This is a genomic window from Pseudomonas sp. EA_65y_Pfl2_P78, assembly GCF_963970495.1.
Lineage (GTDB): Bacteria > Pseudomonadota > Gammaproteobacteria > Pseudomonadales > Pseudomonadaceae > Aquipseudomonas > Aquipseudomonas baetica_A.
The window spans coordinates 21,366-40,178 of the sequence record NZ_CAXAON010000009.1 but is presented as its reverse complement, the minus strand read 5'-3'; the positions used below and the strand labels follow the sequence as shown (position 1 = coordinate 40,178).

Annotated in this window: 19 protein-coding genes; 10 read left to right on the top strand and 9 right to left on the bottom strand. The window is 60.1% G+C overall.

All coding sequences use genetic code 11. The features are described from left to right. Positions 1-116: 116 nt before the first annotated feature. Positions 117-1,391, top strand: a complete 1,275-nt coding sequence (locus AACY02_RS10125) for an Hsp70 family protein (protein WP_339431809.1) — start codon at positions 117-119, stop codon at positions 1,389-1,391. Between the two features lie 134 nt (positions 1,392-1,525). Here the strand turns inward: AACY02_RS10125 and AACY02_RS10120 are convergent, their stop codons facing one another. From AACY02_RS10120 to AACY02_RS10110, 3 genes are all read right to left on the bottom strand, one after another. Next, complete coding sequence (locus AACY02_RS10120) at positions 1,526-2,539, bottom strand: AI-2E family transporter (RefSeq protein WP_339431808.1); 1,014 nt, start codon at positions 2,537-2,539, stop codon at positions 1,526-1,528. 203 nt (positions 2,540-2,742) lie between these two features. Continuing rightward, a complete protein-coding gene (locus AACY02_RS10115) occupies positions 2,743-3,048 on the bottom strand; it encodes a PsiF family protein (RefSeq protein WP_339431807.1) in 306 nt (101 codons plus the stop codon). A 63-nt stretch (positions 3,049-3,111) separates the two neighbouring features. Beyond that, complete coding sequence (locus AACY02_RS10110; protein ID WP_339431806.1) at positions 3,112-3,906, bottom strand: AraC family transcriptional regulator; 795 nt, start codon at positions 3,904-3,906, stop codon at positions 3,112-3,114. Positions 3,907-4,002: 96 nt separating this feature from the next. Between AACY02_RS10110 and AACY02_RS10105 the strand changes: the two genes are divergently transcribed. Continuing rightward, on the top strand, positions 4,003-4,890 hold the full coding sequence (locus AACY02_RS10105) for a DMT family transporter (protein WP_339431805.1): 888 nt from the start codon (positions 4,003-4,005) through the stop codon (positions 4,888-4,890). 96 nt (positions 4,891-4,986) lie between these two features. On the opposite strand, the gene AACY02_RS10100 is transcribed toward AACY02_RS10105, so the two are convergent. Further along, positions 4,987-5,865 carry a triacylglycerol lipase gene (locus tag AACY02_RS10100; RefSeq protein WP_339431804.1) on the bottom strand — a complete coding sequence of 293 codons (879 nt, stop codon included), beginning with the start codon at positions 5,863-5,865 and terminating at the stop codon, positions 4,987-4,989. A gap of 258 nt (positions 5,866-6,123) precedes the next feature. Between AACY02_RS10100 and AACY02_RS10095 the strand changes: the two genes are divergently transcribed. Further along, positions 6,124-6,654, top strand: a complete 531-nt coding sequence (locus AACY02_RS10095; RefSeq protein ID WP_221732851.1) for a ferritin-like domain-containing protein — start codon at positions 6,124-6,126, stop codon at positions 6,652-6,654. A 59-nt stretch (positions 6,655-6,713) separates the two neighbouring features. Here AACY02_RS10095 and AACY02_RS10090 read toward each other — a convergent pair whose 3' ends face one another. After that, positions 6,714-8,789, bottom strand: a complete 2,076-nt coding sequence (locus AACY02_RS10090; RefSeq protein ID WP_339431803.1) for an AsmA family protein — start codon at positions 8,787-8,789, stop codon at positions 6,714-6,716. A 384-nt stretch (positions 8,790-9,173) separates the two neighbouring features. Between AACY02_RS10090 and AACY02_RS10085 the strand changes: the two genes are divergently transcribed. The 7 genes from AACY02_RS10085 to AACY02_RS10055 all read left to right on the top strand — a co-directional run bounded on the left by AACY02_RS10085 (position 9,174) and on the right by AACY02_RS10055 (position 14,339). Then, complete coding sequence (locus AACY02_RS10085) at positions 9,174-9,515, top strand: hypothetical protein (protein WP_339431802.1); 342 nt, start codon at positions 9,174-9,176, stop codon at positions 9,513-9,515. Between the two features lie 172 nt (positions 9,516-9,687). Next, positions 9,688-10,320, top strand: a complete 633-nt coding sequence (locus AACY02_RS10080; RefSeq protein ID WP_339431801.1) for a TetR family transcriptional regulator — start codon at positions 9,688-9,690, stop codon at positions 10,318-10,320. Between the two features lie 300 nt (positions 10,321-10,620). Beyond that, positions 10,621-11,121 (top strand): urease accessory protein UreE, encoded by a 501-nt coding sequence (gene ureE / locus AACY02_RS10075; RefSeq protein WP_339431800.1) that lies wholly within the window; start codon positions 10,621-10,623, stop codon positions 11,119-11,121. Further along, on the top strand, positions 11,118-11,792 hold the full coding sequence (locus tag AACY02_RS10070; protein ID WP_339431799.1) for an urease accessory protein UreF: 675 nt from the start codon (positions 11,118-11,120) through the stop codon (positions 11,790-11,792). Before ureE ends, AACY02_RS10070 begins: the two co-directional genes overlap by 4 nt. A gap of 23 nt (positions 11,793-11,815) precedes the next feature. Beyond that, the gene (gene ureG, locus AACY02_RS10065) at positions 11,816-12,430 is read left to right on the top strand and encodes an urease accessory protein UreG (RefSeq protein WP_339431798.1); all 615 of its coding nucleotides are present in this window, start codon (positions 11,816-11,818) and stop codon (positions 12,428-12,430) included. A gap of 27 nt (positions 12,431-12,457) precedes the next feature. Beyond that, complete coding sequence (locus AACY02_RS10060) at positions 12,458-13,030, top strand: HupE/UreJ family protein (protein WP_339431797.1); 573 nt, start codon at positions 12,458-12,460, stop codon at positions 13,028-13,030. A gap of 175 nt (positions 13,031-13,205) precedes the next feature. Next, entirely contained in the window at positions 13,206-14,339 is a 1,134-nt protein-coding gene (locus AACY02_RS10055; RefSeq protein ID WP_339431796.1) for an AGE family epimerase/isomerase, read from the top strand. A gap of 53 nt (positions 14,340-14,392) precedes the next feature. Here AACY02_RS10055 and AACY02_RS10050 read toward each other — a convergent pair whose 3' ends face one another. From AACY02_RS10050 to livM, 4 genes are all read right to left on the bottom strand, one after another. Beyond that, entirely contained in the window at positions 14,393-15,157 is a 765-nt protein-coding gene (locus AACY02_RS10050; protein ID WP_339431795.1) for an SDR family oxidoreductase, read from the bottom strand. 772 nt (positions 15,158-15,929) lie between these two features. Beyond that, the gene (locus tag AACY02_RS10045; RefSeq protein ID WP_339431794.1) at positions 15,930-16,646 is read right to left on the bottom strand and encodes an ABC transporter ATP-binding protein; all 717 of its coding nucleotides are present in this window, start codon (positions 16,644-16,646) and stop codon (positions 15,930-15,932) included. Next, positions 16,643-17,515: an ABC transporter ATP-binding protein gene (locus tag AACY02_RS10040; RefSeq protein WP_339431793.1), complete on the bottom strand. Its 873-nt coding sequence runs from the start codon at positions 17,513-17,515 to the stop codon at positions 16,643-16,645. The genes AACY02_RS10045 and AACY02_RS10040 overlap by 4 nt, the downstream gene beginning before the upstream one ends. Beyond that, the gene (livM, locus tag AACY02_RS10035) at positions 17,512-18,813 is read right to left on the bottom strand and encodes a high-affinity branched-chain amino acid ABC transporter permease LivM (RefSeq protein ID WP_339431792.1); all 1,302 of its coding nucleotides are present in this window, start codon (positions 18,811-18,813) and stop codon (positions 17,512-17,514) included. The genes AACY02_RS10040 and livM overlap by 4 nt, the downstream gene beginning before the upstream one ends.

Here is an 18,813-nt window from a genome sequence, read left to right as displayed (position 1 = left end):
GGCAAAGCTGAGACTTTCAACCCAGCGTGCTCGTGAAATAGCTGATGACCGGCCTTCGAATCTGCCGCGCACTGACATACACTGCGCGGCCGTTTTTTGACCGGAACCCGAAAGACATGAACAACGCCTCTCCAGCCCGTGCCTGCGGCATCGACTTCGGCACGTCCAACTCCACCGTCGGCTGGCTGCGCCCCGGCATGGAAACGATGATCGCGCTGGAAGACGACAAGATCACCCTGCCGTCAGTGGTCTTCTTCAACATTGAGGAGCGCCGTCCGGTGTACGGTCGCCTGGCGCTGCACGAGTACCTGGAAGGCTACGAAGGCCGGCTGATGCGCTCGCTCAAGAGCCTGCTCGGCTCCAAGTTGATCAAGCACGACACCAGCGTCCTGGGCACCGCGATGCCGTTCAAGGACTTGCTCGGTCTGTTCATCGGTCAGCTCAAGAGCCGTGCCGAAACCGCCGCCGGTCGGGAATTCGAGCAAGTGGTGCTGGGCCGTCCGGTGTTTTTCGTCGATGACGATCCGCTGGCCGACCAGGAAGCCGAAGACACGTTGGTAGAAGTCGCGCGCAAGATCGGCTTCAAGGACGTGTCATTCCAGTACGAACCCATTGCCGCGGCCTTCGACTACGAGTCGACCATCGAGAAAGAAGAGCTGGTACTGATCGTCGACATCGGCGGTGGTACGTCCGACTTCTCGCTGGTGCGTCTGTCGCCCGAGCGTCGCGGTGTGGATAACCGTCACGACGACATCCTCGCCACGGGTGGCGTGCACATCGGCGGTACCGACTTCGACAAACAACTGAGCCTGCAAGGCCTGATGCCGCTGTTCGGCTACGGCAGCCGTATGAAGAGCGGCGCCTACATGCCGACCAGCCACCACATGAACCTGGCGACCTGGCACACGATCAACTCGGTGTACTCGCAAAAATCCAGCCTGGCGCTGGGCAGCATGCGCTACGACATCGAAGACACCGGCGGCATCGATCGCCTGTTCAAACTGATCGAACAACGCGCCGGGCACTGGCTGGCGATGGAAGTGGAAGAGACCAAGATTCAGCTCACGCATACCGACAGCCGGCATGTGCCGCTGGATCGCATCGAAGCCGGGCTGAGCGTGGAACTGACCCGTGCCCTGTTCGAATCAGCCATCGACGCGCAACTGGAACGGGTTCGCGGCAGCGTCACGCAACTGTTGAACGACGCCAATGTATCGGTAGGTCAGGTGGATACGGTGTTCTTCACCGGTGGTTCCAGCGGCATTCCGGCGCTGCGCAACAGCGTCTCGGCGATGCTGCCGAATGCGCGACATGTCGAAGGCAATATCTTTGGCAGCATCGGCAGCGGTCTGGCGATTGAAGCCATGAAGCGTTATGGCGCCATGGCCTGATCCGAAATCGGCGGTGCGCCCTTCGCGAGCAAGCCCGCTCCCACACTGGATTGCATTCTAGCTGAAGGAATGCGGTCAAATGTGGGAGCGGGCCTGCTCGCGAAGAGGCCCGCTCAAACACTACAAAATCTGAATCAAACCATCCCGCCCAGCTTCAACTCACTCTTGAGATACGCGTAGTAAATCGGCCCCGCCACCACCCCCGGCAGGCCGAACGCGGCCTCGAACACCAGCATCGCCAGCAGCAACTCCCACGACTTGGCACTGATCTGCCCGCCGACAATGCGCGCGTTGAGAAAGTATTCGAGCTTGTGGATAAAAATCAGGTAGCCCAGCGCCGCCAGCGCCACCCAGATCGACAGCGACAGACCGACAATGGTAATCAGGGTGTTCGACATCAGGTTGCCGATCACCGGCAGCAGGCCGAGCAGGAAGGTCAGCACGATCAGGGTTTTGGTCAGCGGCAGTTTGATGCCGAACATCGGCAGGATCACCGCCAGGAAGATGCCGGTGAAGAAGGTGTTGAGCAGGGAAATCTTGATCTGCGCGAAGACGATGTTGCGAAACGCCTGCACCAGCAGGTGCAAGCGGTCGAACAGTGCGGCGGCCAGCGGCTTGCGCTTGGTCACGTCCGGTATGCGCTGCAGCGCGATGATTGCGCCAAGCACCATGCCGATCAGCAGCGTGACGAACATGTGCGCTGCGTCCTTGCCCACCAGTTGCAGATCGGCCAGGTGTTTGCCGGCCCATTCGCCGATCGCCACGCGAAATTCCGCCGCACTGCCCGGCAGGTAGGCGTCGATGAACGGCGGCAACTGACCGCGCGCGCGATCAATCACGCCCATGAATTTGTCGAGCGACGCCCCGGGATTTTCCGCTTCGTGCAGCAGGAAACTGATGGCGCCGGCGAAGAGCAGCGCCAGCACACTGACCACCAGCGTACCGAGCAACGCCACCGCCAGCCAACGTGCGCGGCGGCCTTCAATCAGCCGTTGCAGTTGCGGGGTGAGCATGTTGACCAATTCGAACACCAACAATCCGGCCAACAGACTGGGCAGCAAGCGCAGCGGCAACACCAGCAGCAAACCGCCGAAAATGATGATGCAACTGACCCAGAACACAACATGACGCTGAGAAAACGTTGGCATACAGCCTCAAAACGAACGGCGTAAAAGGATGGGCAGTCTGCCAGCGATCCGGGGGGAGCACTAGGAATATGCAGGGGCGAAGGGTGTGGGTGCGCTCAATGGCCCCATCGCGAGCAGGCTAGCTCCCACTGGGGTACGCATTTCAATGGGGGAGCGAGCCTGCTCGCGAAGAGGCCGGCCCGTTCGCCGCATATCCCTGCTGATTACTTTTTCTTCAGGCAATCACTCATGAAAGTCTTGCGTGCATCGCCGGTCAACGCCTTGGTTTTCGCATCAGCGTTGCAGGTTTTCATTTTCTGCTGCTGGGGCGTCATCGCCTTGCCATCGTTGGCTGCTGGCGCGGCTTTGAGGCAGGTGCTCATGAACGTTTTGCGCGCATAGCCTTTCAGGCTCTTGGCGGTCGCATCGGCATTGCAGGTGGTCATTTTGTTCTGTTGCGCGGTGGCGGCAAAACCCTGGAAGCACAGCAGCAGACCGATCATCAACAAAGGGACACGCAACATCTTCATGGAGTTTTCTCCTTGTCGCCGCACCGATGGATGCGGCCTACGCAGAAGTGTAGCCAAATCTTGTTACACCTTCCTGCCTTCCAGGTGGCTGCGCCGGTACTGCTCCGGCGTACATCCGGCCTGACGGGCGAACATGGCGATAAACGCCGAGCCACTGCTGTAACCCAGGTCGAAGGCGATTTCCTGCACGCTGCGCGACGTTTCCAGTGCATCGATCGCGGCGAGATAGCGCAGGCGCTGGCGCCACTCACCGAAACTCATCCCCAGTTCGCGCACGAACTGCCGAGCCAGCGTGCGTTCGCTGACATGCACTTGCGCCGCCCACTGTGCCAACGGCTGGTTGTTGCCCGGATAGGCCTGCAACGCGTCGAGGATCGATAGCAAACCGGGACTACTGGCATACGGCAGGTAACACTCATGCACCGGCGCCTGTTGCAGTTGATCGACCAGCACCTGGGCCAGACGCTGATCGGCATCGTGTTCGGGGATCTTCACGTCGCGGGCGGCGAAGTCCTTGAGGATCGCCTTGAGAATGTCGCTGATCGCCAGCGTGCAAGCCCGCGCCGGCAACTCGGCACAGACCTTGGGCGCGAGACACACCGCCCGATAATTGACCGGTTGATGGCTGTAGAAACTGTGCTCGACCTGCGGCGGCACCCACACCGCGTATTGCGGCGGCGACATGAAACGGCTGCCGTCGACGTCCATGTGCAGCACGCCATGAGCCGCATACTCCAGCGTGCCCCACGGATGGCGGTGCGGCGCGGCGAATTCGTGGGCGTTGAAGTCGGCGTAACGGAAGTACACCGTCGACGGCAGTTCGCTGAAATCCAGCAGATCGATGTGTTTGCTGTTCATGCTGTCCGGTTTCAGAGGCAGGTTGTCCGGTTCGAAGTATAGGGCTGTATCCAGACAGAGGATAATCACGCTTCATTAACGTTCTGGTTTCAACGCATGCAATACGCTTTTCCCCTGCTGGCGATTTTTATCTGGGCCGGCAACACCGTGATCAACAAGCTCGCCGTCGGCGCGATCTTCCCGGCCGAAATCGGTTTCTACCGCTGGCTGCTCGCCGGCTTGCTGTTCACCCCGTTCATGCTCAAACCGGTGATTGCCCACTGGTCGAAGATCCGCCCGAACCTGGGCAAAATCTTTGTGCTCGGGGTGCTCGGCATGGCGGTGTACCAAAGCCTCGCCTATTTCGCAGCGACCCTGACCACAGCGACCAACATGGGCATCATCCTGTCGCTGATGCCCTTGATGTCGCTGGCCATGGCGATCATCAGCCTGGGCCAGCGCCTGACCGCCGGTGCATTGGTCGGTGCCGTGCTGTCGTTTGCCGGTGTGCTGGTGGTGGTGTCGTCCGGCAGCCTCGGCGCGCTGCTGCAACACGGGGTGAATCTGGGGGACGCGATGATGCTGATCGCCACCCTGGCGTACGCGGTTTACAGCACGTTGCTGAAGAAATGGCAGCTGCGTTTGCCGCCGCTGGTGTTGCTGTATTTGCAGGTGCTGGTGGCGATTGTGGTGTTGTTTCCGCTGTTTGCTGTTTCGCCGAAAACCGGCCTGACCCTGCAGAACATTCCGTTGGTGTTGTACGCGTGTCTGTTGGCTTCGATGCTGGCGCCATTGGCGTGGATGCAGGCGGTGCAGCGCCTGGGGCCGAGCCGCACCACACTGTTCTTTAACCTGCTGCCGTTGATCACGGCGCTGATTGCGGCGCTGGTGCTAAAGGAGCAATTGGCGATGTATCACTTGGTCGGCGGGTTGTTGACCTTGGGAGGGGTGATTCTTTCCGAGCGCTGGACCACCGTGCTGGGCCATAAACGCCGCGTTGCCTGATCCGGCCTCTTCGCGAGCAAGCCCACTGCCCCATTTGGCCTGCATTTTCCTGTGGGGGCGGGCTTGCTCGCGAAGAACGCTCACTTGGGCTGACCGCTAGACCCCGGCAGCCTTGAGCCGCGCCGCATGCTCGACAAACAGCCGCACCGGATCAGCCCCCTTCCCGACCAGCCCCAGCGACTGGTTGACGATGTCGAAATGATCCAGAGGAAAGTCATCGCCAATCACCGTGCCCAGATGCGAGCTGTAACGCCCGACCATGCCGTCACACTGCCCCGCTTCACGTTCGAACGTCGTGGCAAACAGCCGACAGCTGCGATGGGTGCCGTCAAACAGATTACCGCCGCGATCGGTCTTGCCCGGCTGTAACGTCCCCGACCACGAGTAATAACGCACGCCATTGACCACTTCCGGCCCGTGCCCGCCCCAGGTGTCGGGCAGCCCCTGTGGATAACGCTGATTGAACAGCGCCACGCCTGCTGTCGTCAGCGAGTGATGCGAGGCATGGATATCCACCGGCAGTTTCGGCCCGTGATAACCGGTGTCGAGTAACGCCATCATCCAGCCGATAGCGCGTAGCAACGCATCAAGAACGCGCCCTTTGGCACTGTCCGCGGGGTAGTGCTTGAGCAGGTAATCGGCCAGCTCCGAACCGTGATTGGGCCCGGCGACCGAGGTCACCGAAGCCACCAGATCCGGACGTTTGGCCGCCGCATAACGCGCCGTCAGCGAGCCTTGGCTGTGACCGAACAGGTTGACCTTGGCCGCGCCGGTCTCGCGCAAAATCTCCTCGATGCGCCGCAGCAACTGCTCACCGCGCACCTCGGTCGAGTTGAGCGGCGACACCTGCACGGCAATCACCGTCGCACCACCACGGCGCAACGCCTTGATGATCCCGAACCAATACGGATAAAACACCAGCCGGATAAACCCGAGCATGCCCGGCACCAGCACCAGTGGATAACGCGTCGACATGGGCAAACATCCTTGTGGTCGGTGAGTGGATGCAAGGCGTGCAAAACGCCCGCCAAGCATCCGCCCTGAACATGACAACTCGATGAGCAGCCTGCCCCCCCCGCCACCATCAGCCCCACCGGTAAGCATTTGGATGACGGGCGTCAAGACCGCAAAAAATCCCATAAAACTTTTTGCGTCGCTCAAGACTCACAACCTGGGTAGGCGATCACGACTGTAGAACGTGGCGCCAATCGGATTAGCCTCCAGGAGACTGAAATGAGCGACCTGCATTTGTCTGATGTTCAAACCCTGCGCGAGCGCGCACGGCAACACGTTGAAAACGGTGCCGTCACCGAAAGCTACAGCGCCAACCGTGAAGAGGTGCTGCGCTTGCTCAACGAATCGCTGGCCACCGAACTGGTCTGCGTCTTGCGCTACAAGCGCCACTACTTCATGGCCAACGGTTTGAAAGCCAGCGTGGCCGCCGACGAATTCCTCGAACACGCCATTCAGGAAGCGCAGCACGCTGACCGCCTGGCTGAACGCATTGTGCAATTGGGCGGCGAGCCTGAGTTCAACCCCGACCTGTTGTCCAAGATGTCCCACGCCCAGTACGTGGCCGGCAACACCTTGAAGGAAATGGTCTACGAAGACCTCGTGGCCGAACGGATCGCTATCGACAGCTACCGCGAGATCATTCAGTACATCGGTGATAAAGACCCGACCACCCGGCGTATCTTCGAAGATATTCTGGCTCAGGAAGAAGAACATGCCGATGACATGGCGGACATTCTGAACGACCTCTAAACCTTCGAAATTGCCATCGCGGGCAAACCCGCGATGGCGTCCTGACAGGCGCTGTAGATTTACTTGCTTGGCTTGACGGTCACCGGCGCCTTGCCCGCCTTCATCTGCTCAAGCAGCGGCGCACACTGATTCGGCTCTGCGCCACTGGGCGCCACCAACGCCAGCAGCCCTGCCGCCGGTGCAGCAATCACCCCCAACGCCACCATCCCCGCCCCGCGCAGCAACAGCGGCACCGCTTTGACCCCGGCATCGGGCTTGATGAACTTGCCACGCACATACAGCGGCGAGCGCAGCGAGATCAGACGCCAGCCCTTGGATTCGGGGGTCACCGTCAGGTCCAGTTGCTCGGTGGCCATGTTCGCTGTGCCGTCGACGTAAATGATCGCGTTCTCGGTATCAAAGACAAACAGTCGCGTGGTCGCCAAACCGGTCTTGATGTCGAAGTCCGCCGCCGCGCAGTTGATCTTCACTTCCTTGTCGCCAAAGATCTTGCCGACCACGTAGTTGCCGACGTTGAGACCGGCCAGCTCCATCAACTCACGACTGATCGCGCCGTCGTTGATCAGCATCTTCAGGCTGCCGTTGGCGCCGCCCAGCAACTTGGCAACCGAGTTGCCGCGACCACTGATATCGGCATCGCCATTGAGCTCACCAAAACTGGTCTTCATGGGCTCAAACGTCGGGAACAGTTCCTTGAGTTTGAACTTGCGCGCAGTCAATCTGGCCCGGCCTTCCAAAGGTTCGGTGCGCCCGTTGAGGCGGATCTGTGCGTCGAGATTGCCGCCCGCGACGCCGAAGCGCAGCGGTTCCAGGCTGAGCTCACCGTCATCGAGTTTCAGATGGGTATAGAGGTCGGTGAGCGGCAGTTTTTCACTGTGGACGATGCGCTTGCCGGTGAATTCAACATCCGCGTCCATCGCCCGCCAGCGGTCGGTCTTGAATGCCTCGACCGGCAGCACTTTATCGGCCGGTTGCTTGCTCTCGCCGCCCCGGGCCTTTTGCTTGTCATTGGCGTCAGCACCGATCAACGGCGCGAGGTCAGCGAACAGCAATTGATTGGATACCAGCGCGCCGCTGAGTTTTGGCCGTGGCTGGCTGGCGATGTAGGTCAGGTCGCCATGGATGTCGCTGCCGCCGATCTTGCCGTTGAATTGCTCATAGGTGAATGTCGCGCCCGCCGCGTCATGCAGCTTGGCGATCAGATGGCCGTCGGTTGCATACGGGGGCGTATCCGGCAGGGTCACGCCGGTCAGCGGGTAGAGGTTGCCGAGGCTGGCACCGGCCAGTTTCAGGCGCAGGTCGAGGGCGCCGAGGTTGAGCGGGTCGGTCAGGGTGCCGGCCAATTCAATGCGGGTGTCGCCGATTTTCGCCTGGGCTTGCAGCGGGAACGGTTTGCTCGCGTCCTGCAACGCCAACAACCCGCCGATCTTGCCTTGGCCGGTGAGGTTCTGGCCGTGATATTGGCCTTTGACCTTCAACGCGAACGCGTAGTCTTGTGGCGCGCCGCCCTTGTCCTGTGCGGTTTTGGCGGCTTTATCACCGACGATTTCGCTGAACGGAATCGGCTTGCCCAGCGGATCGATCAGCACATCCAGCTTGGTCTTGAGGGTTTGATCATCAAGCGTCACATGACCCTTGTCGAAACCGATGGCGCCGATATCGACCACCCAGTTCGACGGTTCGGCATTCGGGTCCTTGGGATCAAACGTGAACGTCCAGTTGGCCCGGCCATCGGCCAGGCGTTGCAGCTCAGCGTTGGGCTCGGTCAGGTCGATGCGCGGGATGACCACACGTTGCGCCAACAACGCCAGAGGCGAGATGCGCAGCTCAACGCGCTTGAGCGTGACCATCTGCGGCGTCTTCGACCAGCCCGGATTGCCCAGGCTCAAGTCCTCGGCGACCACATGCGGCCAGGGTATCCAGGCACGCCAGCCCCCTTCATCCGGTTCACGCTGCCAGATCACCGCCAGGTTGCCGTTAATGGCAAATGGTCGATGCAGTTCTTGCGAGACTTTGGCATTGAGCGGCGGTTTGATCCGGTTCCAGTCGAAGAACACGATGATCAGGACCAGCACGGCCAAGAGCAGCACAAGGGTGGCGAAGGTCCAACTGAAGATTTTTCCGGTGCGCGTCATGCACAAAGCTCCTGATGACGACCGCACGCCCACATCACGGCGAACGGCTGAAACGGCGGGCCAAAGCGGCCCTCATGAATTCTGTGACTGGCAAAAGGCCCGCAGGTTTAATCGAAAGCCGGATCTGGGCGGAAAAAGCCACGCAAATCTGACCGATTGGTCGAACAGCGTTACCGCCCCCCGCACTTTTGTGAGGCGCGAGTGGGTCGAAAATACCCACCAAGGTGCAAAACCGTCACCCTGAAAGGCCCGTTCTAGAGCCTCCCGTCAGAACAATCAATTCTGTTGATTATTACCATTGCGTTTATGAACTTTTATATCGACTTATCGAGAGTAGCATTGCCCTCGTACCCACTTTATCGCCCTCCCAAGGAGCAACCCATCATGAAACGCCAATTACTGCTCAGCCTTACCCTGTCGATGCTAGCCAGCACTGCTTTCGCCCTGCCCGCTGCCGAACAGGCGACTCCACAAGTCAAAACCAGCTACTCCGTGTTCAGCCAGACCGTTGCTGCTGACGGTTCCGACCGCACGCCACAAGGCCAGACCCTGGCTGAAGATGGCTACGACAAAACTCCACAAGGCCAGGCGCTCGCCGAAAACGGTCGCAACCGCCTCGAACAAAAAGGCCTGGTTGAAGACGGTTACGACAAAACCCCACAAGGCCAGGCGCTCGCCGAAGGTGGTGGTGACCGTGTGATCGAACGCAACGCCGCTTTAAGCTAAGCCCGTGGTGGCCTGGAAAAAAAGCCCAATTCCCCGATTGGGCTTTTGACTTTTCAGCCACAGCGTTAAAGAAGTCGCGATTTCCCTCCGTTGCATCCCCGCTGCCGTTCGACGCCGATAAAGCCGATTTGCTAGAGTGCGGCGCTTGTCCTGCCAAAGAACACGTCCTGCGATGCTGCCCCGCGCCGAACAGAAACAACAGACCCGCAACGCCCTGATGGACGCTGCCCGCCACTTGATGGAAAGCGGCCGAGGATTCGGCAGCCTGAGCCTGCGCGAAGTGACGAAAACCGCCGGAATCGTGCCCACCGGTTTCTATCGGCATTTTGCCGATATGGACGAATTGGGCTTGGTGCTGGTGAGTGAAGTCGGCCAGACCTTCCGCGAGACCATCCGCTTGGTGCGCCACAACGAATTCGTCATGGGCGGCATTATCGATGCGTCGGTGCGCATCTTTCTTGATGTGGTCAGCGCCAACCGTTCGCAATTTCTGTTTCTGGCCCGTGAGCAGTACGGCGGCTCGCAACCGGTGCGACAGGCGATTGGCCGCTTGCGCGAAAACATCAGCGCAGACCTGGCGGCTGACCTTGGGCTGATGCCCAAGCTTCAGCACCTGGACGCAGCCGGCCTGAGCGTGATGGCCGACCTGATCGTCAAATCCGTTTTCGCCACCCTGCCGGACATCATCGACCCGCCCGCCGAAGCCTTGCCGGAGCATCTGACGCCTCAGGCGAAGATCACCCAGCAATTGCGCTTCATCTTTATCGGTCTCAAGCACTGGCAAGGGCTGGGCAGTACCGAATAACCCTCCTCCCTCCAAATAGTCATACATCTCCTGTGGGAGGGGGCTTGCTCCCGAATGCAGTGTGCCCGTCGAAACATGCCTGCCTGACACACCGCTTTCGGGAGCAAGCCCCCTCCCACAATTGGATCAGCGTCTCGGCCTCCATTTGGTGCATGTAAAAATCTTCATGCACCAAAACCTCTCAAATTCCCGCAACATCTTGAAACATCCACTACGCTCCGACAGGGATTTCCTACATCTCGTCCGATTGGCAAGCCCCTTGCTCTAGCCTGAGTATTGTCCACTGCTGGAAGCTTTCCGATGCTGGTGATTCATCGCAGAATCGACCCTCAACCCCTCTGGGCCGCCGAGTTGCACCTGACCTTCGAAGCACGGAGCAAAAGCCGTTTGCGCTGTTTCAGTGCCGAAGGTGAAGACGTCGGGTTGTTTTTGGAGCGCGGTCAGGCACCGCTGTATGACGGCGAATGCCTACAGGCTGAAGACGGACGCATCGTTCGAGTTTGCGCCCGCCCCGAACAACTGCTGCACGTCACCTGCGCCAATGCCTTTGAACTGACCCGCGCCGCTTACCACTTGGGCAATCGCCACGTTGCCCTGCAAGTCGGCGAGGGCTGGCTGCGTTTGCTCGATGATTACGTGCTCAAGGCGATGCTCGAGCAACTCGGCGCGCAGGTCGAAGCCATCGAAGCGCCGTTCCAGCCGGAGCACGGTGCCTACGGCGGCGGCCATCACCATTCGCGCCACGGCGACGAAGACTTCAACTACGCGCCCAAACTCCACCAGTTCGGCGTGCGTCTGTGAATCCGGCCTGGGCGCTGTTGCGCCTGGCCAGTCCGCAATTGCCGATTGGCGGCTACAGCTATTCGCAAGGCCTGGAAATGGCGGTGGATAACGGCCGGGTCAACAACCCGGACAGCGCTCGCCGCTGGATCAGTGATCAGTTGCTGCTCAACCTCGCCCGATTCGAAGCGCCGCTGCTGCTCGCCCATTGTCAGGCCGCGGCGGATGAAAACTGGGGCGAACTGCTGCAGATCTGCGAAACCCACCGCGCCAGCCGTGAGACCCGCGAGTTGCATCTGGAGAGCCGGCAGATGGGTTACTCGTTGCAGCAACTGCTCAACGGCTTGCCGGAACTGGACGCACCCGCACGCGATTTTCTTGAGCAGTGCACCGAACCGCATCTGGCCCTCGGCTGGGCGCTGGCCGCCCGTGCCTGGGGCATCAGCCCGCAGGACGCCCTCGCCGCGTGGCTGTGGAGCTGGCTGGAAAACCAGCTGGCCGTTCTGATGAAAACCCTGCCGCTGGGCCAGCAAGCCGCCCAGCGCCTGACCAGCGAACTGCTGCCGCTGCTGCAACAGGCACAGCAGGACGCCACCCGAATCAACCCCGAACACATCGGCAGCGCCGCGTTCGGTCTGTCCTTGGCGTGCATGGCCCATGAGCGCCAGTACAGCCGCCTGTTCCGTTCCTAGGGCCCGTTATTTTGGAGAAGCATATGAACACACAACCTCTGCGCGTCGGTATCGGCGGCCCGGTCGGTTCCGGCAAAACCGCATTGACCCTGGCCCTGTGTCTGGCACTGCGCGAGCGCTACAACCTCGCCGTGGTCACCAATGACATCTATACCCGCGAAGACGCCGATTTTCTGGTGCGCAATGAAGCCCTGGCACCGGAGCGGATCATCGGCGTGGAAACCGGTGGCTGCCCGCACACGGCGATCCGCGAGGACGCCTCGATCAACCTCGAAGCGGTCGATCAACTGAACCGACGCTTCCCGGGGCTGGATCTGATTCTGGTGGAGTCCGGCGGCGACAATCTTTCGGCGACGTTCAGCCCGGAACTGTCCGACCTGACGATCTACGTGATCGATGTTTCGGCCGGCGACAAGCTGCCGCGCAAGGGCGGGCCGGGTATTTGCAAGTCCGACCTGCTGGTGATCAACAAGATCGATCTCGCCCCGCTGGTCGGCGCCTCGCTGGACATGATGGACAGCGACACAAAACGCATGCGCAACGGCAAGCCGTTTGTGTTCAGCAACCAGAAAACCGGTCAGGGCCTGGAAGCGATCATCGCCTTCATCGAACGCCAGGGCCTGCTGACCGCAGCCTGATTCACTTATCAACAAGGAAGCTTATCCATGACATTCAAACGTATTCTGGGCGCCCTGGCGCTGCTGCTGACCCCCGCGCTGGCCTTTGCTCACCCAGGGCATGGCGACAGTGGCTTGATCGCGGGTATCAGCCATCCGATGGGCGGCCTCGATCATTTGCTGGCGATGATTGCCGTCGGTTTGTGGGCGGCTCAGCAGCAAGGCGCGGCGCGTTGGGCGCTGCCGTGCACCTTCGTCGGCACCATGTTGATCGGCGGCATGCTCGGTTTTGAAGGGCTGGAGTTGCCGGCACTGGAAAGCGGGATTGCGGCGTCGGTGCTGGCGCTGGGCCTGGCGGTTGCGCTGGCGGTGCGTCCGCCATTGGTGATGGCGGTGGCGGCGACGGCGTTGTTTGCGCTGTTCCATGGTGTCGCGCATGGCCTGGAGTTGCCGGACATGTCGAGTCCCTGGGCGTATGCGACGGGATTTGTGGCGGCGACCGCTGCGCTGCATGCCGCTGGTTATGCGGTGGTTCGTTTTCTGCCTCAGGCTGCTGCGCCGCTGGTGCGCCTGGCGGGTGCTGCTTCGGCGGTGACGGGTGCGTGGTTGCTGGCCGGTTGATTTCTATCGCCTGAGCAGGCCCCTTCGCGAGCAAGCCCACAGGTTTTGTGTTTACCCTAAATCCATGGTGGGAGCGGGCTTGCTCGCGAAGACGGCCGATCAGACACCGCATCGCTCCCCCCATGCTGTCTGCTACCATGTCGCGCAATCGCCCCAGCCGTGACGACGTCCGCCCATGCCCCTCGCTTCCCGCTCCAAGTCCCTGCCTGAATTGACCGCCCTGTTCAGCGACGTGCAACAGCATTTCGTCAACGTGATCGTGCCCCTCTGGCAAGGCCCGGGCTGGAACGCCGACATGGCGCTGCCTTACGAGGCGCTGGACGCCGCGCATCAGCCGCTGCCACCGCAACGCTATCGGGCGATGGCCTGCGCGCGACAGCTATATCTGTTTTCCAGCCTGATCGGGGTTGTGGATAACGCCGAAGATCGCGCGGCCGCGCTGTTTCGCTCGCTGCAACGACACTTCCACGATGGCGAACATGGCGGCTGGTTCTACAGCATTGATCCACAGGGCAAACCGCTGGATCAGCGCAAGGATCTCTATACCCACGCCTTTATCCTGTTCGCCTGCGCACATTACTGGGACAAGTCCCGTGAGCCGCTGGTGGAGTCGACGCTCAATGCCGCACTGGAAATCATCGGCCGCCGTTTTGCGACCGGTGACGGCTTGTACGAAGCGTGCCTTGAGCGCGACTGGATCACCCTGCAAACCGGCCCGTTGCAGAACCCGCTGATGCACTTGGCCGAAGCCTTTCTCGCGACCTTGTCAGTGCGTGAAGACGCGGCAACGCAACAAGCGCTCGTTGAGTTATGCACAGCCATGCACAAGCGGTTCATCGATCCACAACATGGCGTGTTGATGGAGAAACCGCTCGGGGCTGTGGATAACTGGTACGAGCCGGGGCACCAGTTCGAGTGGTACTTCCTGCTGCAATCCTCGGCGCTGTTGCGCGGCTCGAAACTGCATTCGGCGCTGGACAAGGCGTTCGCGTTTACCGAGCAATTCGGTGTGCAGCAGCCGTGCGGCGCCGTGCGGGCGATGCTTGATCTGGAACTGGACGGACGCCCGAAAGATTCGACTCAACGGATCTGGGCGCAGGCCGAATATCTGCGGGCGCTGACCTTACGCCCCGACAGCGAGGCTGTGGTGCTGCATCAATTGCAAGCATTGCAACAGCGCTTTCTGCATGCCGGTGGCTGGCATGAGTGCCGCGATGAACAAGGTGACGTCAGCCGCAAGGACATGCCTTCGACCACGCCCTATCACCTTGCGACCTGCTACAGCGGACTGGCGGCCTATCTTCGTTGATGGGCTGCCTGTGACCTGTGCCAAGCGTGCTCGCTCGGCACAGGCTGCTGGCTCTAAACCTTGTTGCGCTCGATGGCAAAACCCGCCCAGGTCTGGCTCACCGGCATCAGCTCAAGGCTGTTGATGTTGATGTGCGCCGGCGCATTCATGACCCAGAAAATCGTCTCGGCGATGTCCTGCGGCTGGATCGGCTCGGCACCGGCGTAGGTCGCGTTGTAACGCTCCTGATCGCCGGCAAAACGCACCAGCGAAAACTCGCTTTCACACAGCCCCGGCTCAATGTTGCTGACCCGCACACCCGTGCCCTGCAAGTCGCAACGCAGGTTCAGCGAGAACTGCTTAACGAACGCCTTGGTCGCGCCGTACACATGGCTGCCCGGATACGGATAGTTGCCGGCGATAGAACCAAGATTGACGATGCCAGCGCCACGACCGTGGGCGATCAGGCGCGGCAGCAGCAAACGCGTGGCGTACATCAGGCCTTTGACGTTGGTGTCGACCATCGTGTCCCAGTCATCCAGATCGCATTTCGGCGCAGGGTCGACGCCCAGCGCCAGACCGGCGTTGTTGATCAGGCCACGCAGCTTGGCGAACGATGGCGGCAGGTTGGCAATCGCCGCCTCCATCGCCTTGCGATCACGCACATCGAGCACCAGGCCATGCACTTCGGTTTGCCTGGACAGTTCGGCGCACAGGGCATTGAGGCGTTCTTCACGACGGCCGGTCAGCACCAGTTTCCAGCCAGCCTCGGCAAAACGGCGGGCACAGGCTTCACCAAAACCGGACGTCGCGCCAGTGATAAACAGGGTGTTGGACATCGTGTTCTCCTTGCTTCGGCCGCCAAGGCAGCCCTTGAAATAGAAAATCAGGTGGCAGCATGCCCGGCCTCGCAATCACGAGCAACACTCGCGAACTGTGCAAAAAACAACCAGCAGCGCCAACGCTATAGCGAACGTGGCTTGTAGCCATGTGCACGCACCTTATCCACAGGCCCTTCCACAGTTTCCGGGGGCAAGTGGAAACGCGTAAAGCCTCGCCACACAAGGCTTTGCGGGACGAATAGAAAGTTTTTTGCTTGACCCTGAAGCGGCAGATGTGCGGGACATGGCATTTTGCACGACCGAGCAGTCACCGCGATGATTGCGCGAAGCCAGTCATTACGCCGCTTAGCGGAGTCTTTCCAGAGTTTAATCACAGACTTATCCACAGCCTGACCAACCTCGGGTCGACGGCAATACACGCCCCATAAAAAGGTTGACAACGGCGTCTGTCACTCACGCAAAAAAGCCTGATCAAAAAACAATCACACGCCTGAAAGCCACGGTTTCAAAGGCTCGCAGCCAGCTACTACCACGTTATTCACAGCCGGCTCCACAGCAAACGGGGACAAGTCAAAACTGTGGAAAAACAGCCAATTGCAGCGTCTATATGTCGCGCTTTGGCAGGTTGGGGAATTTGTTTTCCACAATTCTGGAACTTGCGCATATCAACTGCGGGAGCGAGCTTGCGCCCACAAGGGGCTGTGGTGGTTCGAGGAATGAAAAAGCCCCGGGACTTGCGTCGCCGGGGCTGTGTGTATCTGGGGATAACTCAGTGCCCGCCCAGATAGGCGTTACGCACCTCCTCGTTCACCAGCAACTCTTTCCCCGTACCCGTGAGGCGAATCTCGCCGTTGACCATCACATACGCCCGATCCGACAGCTTCAGCGCATGGTTGGCGTTCTGCTCGACGAGGAAAATGGTCATGCCGGTTTTCGCCAGCTCGCGCAGAGTGGCGAAAATCTGCTTCACCACAATCGGCGCCAGGCCCAGGCTCGGCTCATCGAGCAGCAACAACTTCGGCCGGCTCATCAACGCGCGGGCGATGGCGAGCATCTGCTGTTCGCCGCCAGACATGGTCATCGCTCGCTGATTGCGCCGTTCTTCAAGCCGTGGAAACAGCGTGAACATGCGCTGCATATCCTCTTTGGCGTGTTTGTCGCCAATCGGGATGGTGCCCATCAACAGGTTTTCCTCGACGGTCATGTCGGGGAACACCCGTCGTCCTTCTGGCGACTGCGCGATGCCGTTGGAGGCGATGTAGTGCGAAGACTTGTGGGTAATGTCGACGCCTTGATAGAGGATCTGCCCGCTCGCCGCTCGCGGCTGGCCGAAGATCGACATCAGCAACGTCGACTTGCCCGCGCCGTTGGAGCCAATCAGGCTGACGGTTTCGCCTTCATTGATCTGCAGCGAAACACCCTTGAGTGCCTGGATCGGACCGTAGAACACGTCGAGGTCTTTGAGTTCGAGGATCGGTTGAGTCATACCAGCTCCTCTTCGTCGGCGCCCAGATAGGCGGCAATCACTTTTGGATCATTACGGATGGCTTCGGGCCCGCCCTCGGCGATAACGATACCGTGGTCCAGCACCACAATGTGGTCGGAAATGCTCATGACCATGCCCATGTCGTGTTCGATCAGCACCACGGTCAGATCGTGCTCGTCGCGCAGCAGCCGGATCATCGCGCTCAGCGCTTCGGTTTCCTGAGGGTTGAGGCCGGCGGCCGGTTCGTCGAGACAGATGATCTGCGGCCGTGTGCACATGGCCCGGGCGATCTCCAGTCGGCGTTGCTGGCCGTAGGAGAGCTCACCGGCCAGACGGTTGGCGCAGTCCACCAGATCGACCACTTCCAGCCAATAGAACGCACAATCGAGCGCGTCGCTTTCGGATTTGCGATAGCCCTTGGTGTTGAGGATGCCGGCCAGCATGTTGCGGTTGACCCACATGTGCTGGGCCACCAGCAGGTTTTCCAGTACCGACATTTCCTTGAACAGGCGAATGTTCTGGAACGTGCGGGCCAGGCCTGCGCGGTTCACCAGATGGGTGCCACCGAACATCTTGTAGTACAGACGGCTGAGGAAGCTTTTCGGCGAAACGAAATCGGTCGGTTTGAACGACTCGCCCAGCAATTGAATGACGTTGGTCTTCTGGCCGCGCACATTGAGTTCGATCTTGCCACCGGAGGCTTTGTAGAACCCGGTCAGGCAGTTGAACACCGTGGTCTTGCCGGCGCCATTGGGGCCGATCAGCGCGAAGATCGAATTGCGTTTGACCTTCAGGCTGACATCGCTCAACGCCTTGATGCCACCAAAATGCATCATCAGTTTTTCAACAGAGAGTACGACTTCACTCATGGCGCAGTCCTCTCGTAGTGAATGGCACCTTTGCGTGGAGTGACCCCGGAACGGCTGATGCGGATCAGCCCTCGTGGTCGCCAGATCATCATCAACACCATCAGGATGCCGAACAGCAGCACGCGATATTCGGCGAAGCCGCGCAGCAGTTCCGGGGCCACCGTGAGCACGAACGCCGCAATCACCACACCGATGGTCGAGCCCATGCCGCCGAGCACGACAATGGCCAGGATCAGCGCCGACTCGAAGAAGGTAAACGAGGTCGGGTTGACGAAACCTTGGTAGGTCGCGAAAAACACACCGGCCAGACCGGCCGTCGACGCACCGATGGTGAACGCCGACAGTTTGACCAGTACGTGGTTCAGGCCCATCGCACGGCAAGCGATTTCATCTTCACGCAAAGCTTCCCAGGCGCGGCCGACCGGCATCTTCACCAGACGATGCTTGATGTACAGCACGGCCAGCACCACCAGGAACAACACCGCGTAAATGAAGTAATACTTCACGTCAGAGTTGTAGGCGATGCCGAAGAACTCGTGAAACGGTATCCCACCCTCCTTCGCCCGTTTGCCGAACTCCAGACCGAAAAAGGTCGGCAGCGGTGCCGACATGCCATTCGGGCCGCCCGTCAGGGACAACCAGTTGTTGAGGATCAGACGAATGATTTCACCGAAGCCCAGGGTCACGATTGCCAGATAGTCGCCATGCAGGCGCAAGACCGGGAAACCGAGGATACAGCCGGCAAGGCCAGCCGTGATCGCCGCCAGCGGCAGCACGGTCCAGAAGCCCAGACCGAGATACTGGTAACCCAGCGCCAGCCCGTAGGCACCGATGGCGTAGAACGCCACGTAACCCAGATCGAGCAAACCGGCCAGGCCCACCACGATGTTCAGGCCCAAGCCCAGCAACACGTAAATCAACCCGAGGATGACCACGCCAAGCAGGTAGGAGTTAGAGAAGAACGGCACGGCCACGGCCAGCAGAATCAGTAACGGGATGATCCAGCGCAGGCTTGATTTGTGATCGGCTGGCAGCACATGCACGCCGGAACTGGTGCTCTCGAATCCGTCGAGAATCTTCAGCCCCTTGGGCGTTTGCAGGAACAGGCTGAGGGCAAATCGGCCAACCATGACGATGGCGATAATCCACGCCACACGGGTCGATTCGAGGTTGAAACTGTAGCCGTCGAGTACGACGCCGACAATCGGGCCAAACACGACCAAGGCAATGAGGCCGGCAAGAATCGACTCAACCAGGCTTTTTTTGATATCGATGTTTTTTTGAGTGGTTGAAGACAT

Coding starts and splice junctions, on each gene's coding strand:
- AACY02_RS10110 (WP_339431806.1), bottom strand. CDS start 3,906: ATGAACAGCAAACACATCGATCTGCTGGATTTCAGCGAACTGCCGTCG.
- AACY02_RS10045 (WP_339431794.1), bottom strand. CDS start 16,646: ATGACTCAACCGATCCTCGAACTCAAAGACCTCGACGTGTTCTACGGT.
- AACY02_RS10095 (WP_221732851.1), top strand. CDS start 6,124: ATGAGCGACCTGCATTTGTCTGATGTTCAAACCCTGCGCGAGCGCGCA.
- AACY02_RS10085 (WP_339431802.1), top strand. CDS start 9,174: ATGAAACGCCAATTACTGCTCAGCCTTACCCTGTCGATGCTAGCCAGC.
- ureE (WP_339431800.1), top strand. CDS start 10,621: ATGCTGGTGATTCATCGCAGAATCGACCCTCAACCCCTCTGGGCCGCC.
- AACY02_RS10050 (WP_339431795.1), bottom strand. CDS start 15,157: ATGTCCAACACCCTGTTTATCACTGGCGCGACGTCCGGTTTTGGTGAA.
- AACY02_RS10080 (WP_339431801.1), top strand. CDS start 9,688: ATGCTGCCCCGCGCCGAACAGAAACAACAGACCCGCAACGCCCTGATG.
- AACY02_RS10040 (WP_339431793.1), bottom strand. CDS start 17,515: ATGAGTGAAGTCGTACTCTCTGTTGAAAAACTGATGATGCATTTTGGT.
- AACY02_RS10060 (WP_339431797.1), top strand. CDS start 12,458: ATGACATTCAAACGTATTCTGGGCGCCCTGGCGCTGCTGCTGACCCCC.
- AACY02_RS10120 (WP_339431808.1), bottom strand. CDS start 2,539: ATGCCAACGTTTTCTCAGCGTCATGTTGTGTTCTGGGTCAGTTGCATC.
- AACY02_RS10090 (WP_339431803.1), bottom strand. CDS start 8,789: ATGACGCGCACCGGAAAAATCTTCAGTTGGACCTTCGCCACCCTTGTG.
- AACY02_RS10125 (WP_339431809.1), top strand. CDS start 117: ATGAACAACGCCTCTCCAGCCCGTGCCTGCGGCATCGACTTCGGCACG.
- AACY02_RS10115 (WP_339431807.1), bottom strand. CDS start 3,048: ATGAAGATGTTGCGTGTCCCTTTGTTGATGATCGGTCTGCTGCTGTGC.
- AACY02_RS10105 (WP_339431805.1), top strand. CDS start 4,003: ATGCAATACGCTTTTCCCCTGCTGGCGATTTTTATCTGGGCCGGCAAC.
- AACY02_RS10100 (WP_339431804.1), bottom strand. CDS start 5,865: ATGTCGACGCGTTATCCACTGGTGCTGGTGCCGGGCATGCTCGGGTTT.
- AACY02_RS10055 (WP_339431796.1), top strand. CDS start 13,206: ATGCCCCTCGCTTCCCGCTCCAAGTCCCTGCCTGAATTGACCGCCCTG.
- livM (WP_339431792.1), bottom strand. CDS start 18,813: ATGTCTTCAACCACTCAAAAAAACATCGATATCAAAAAAAGCCTGGTT.
- ureG (WP_339431798.1), top strand. CDS start 11,816: ATGAACACACAACCTCTGCGCGTCGGTATCGGCGGCCCGGTCGGTTCC.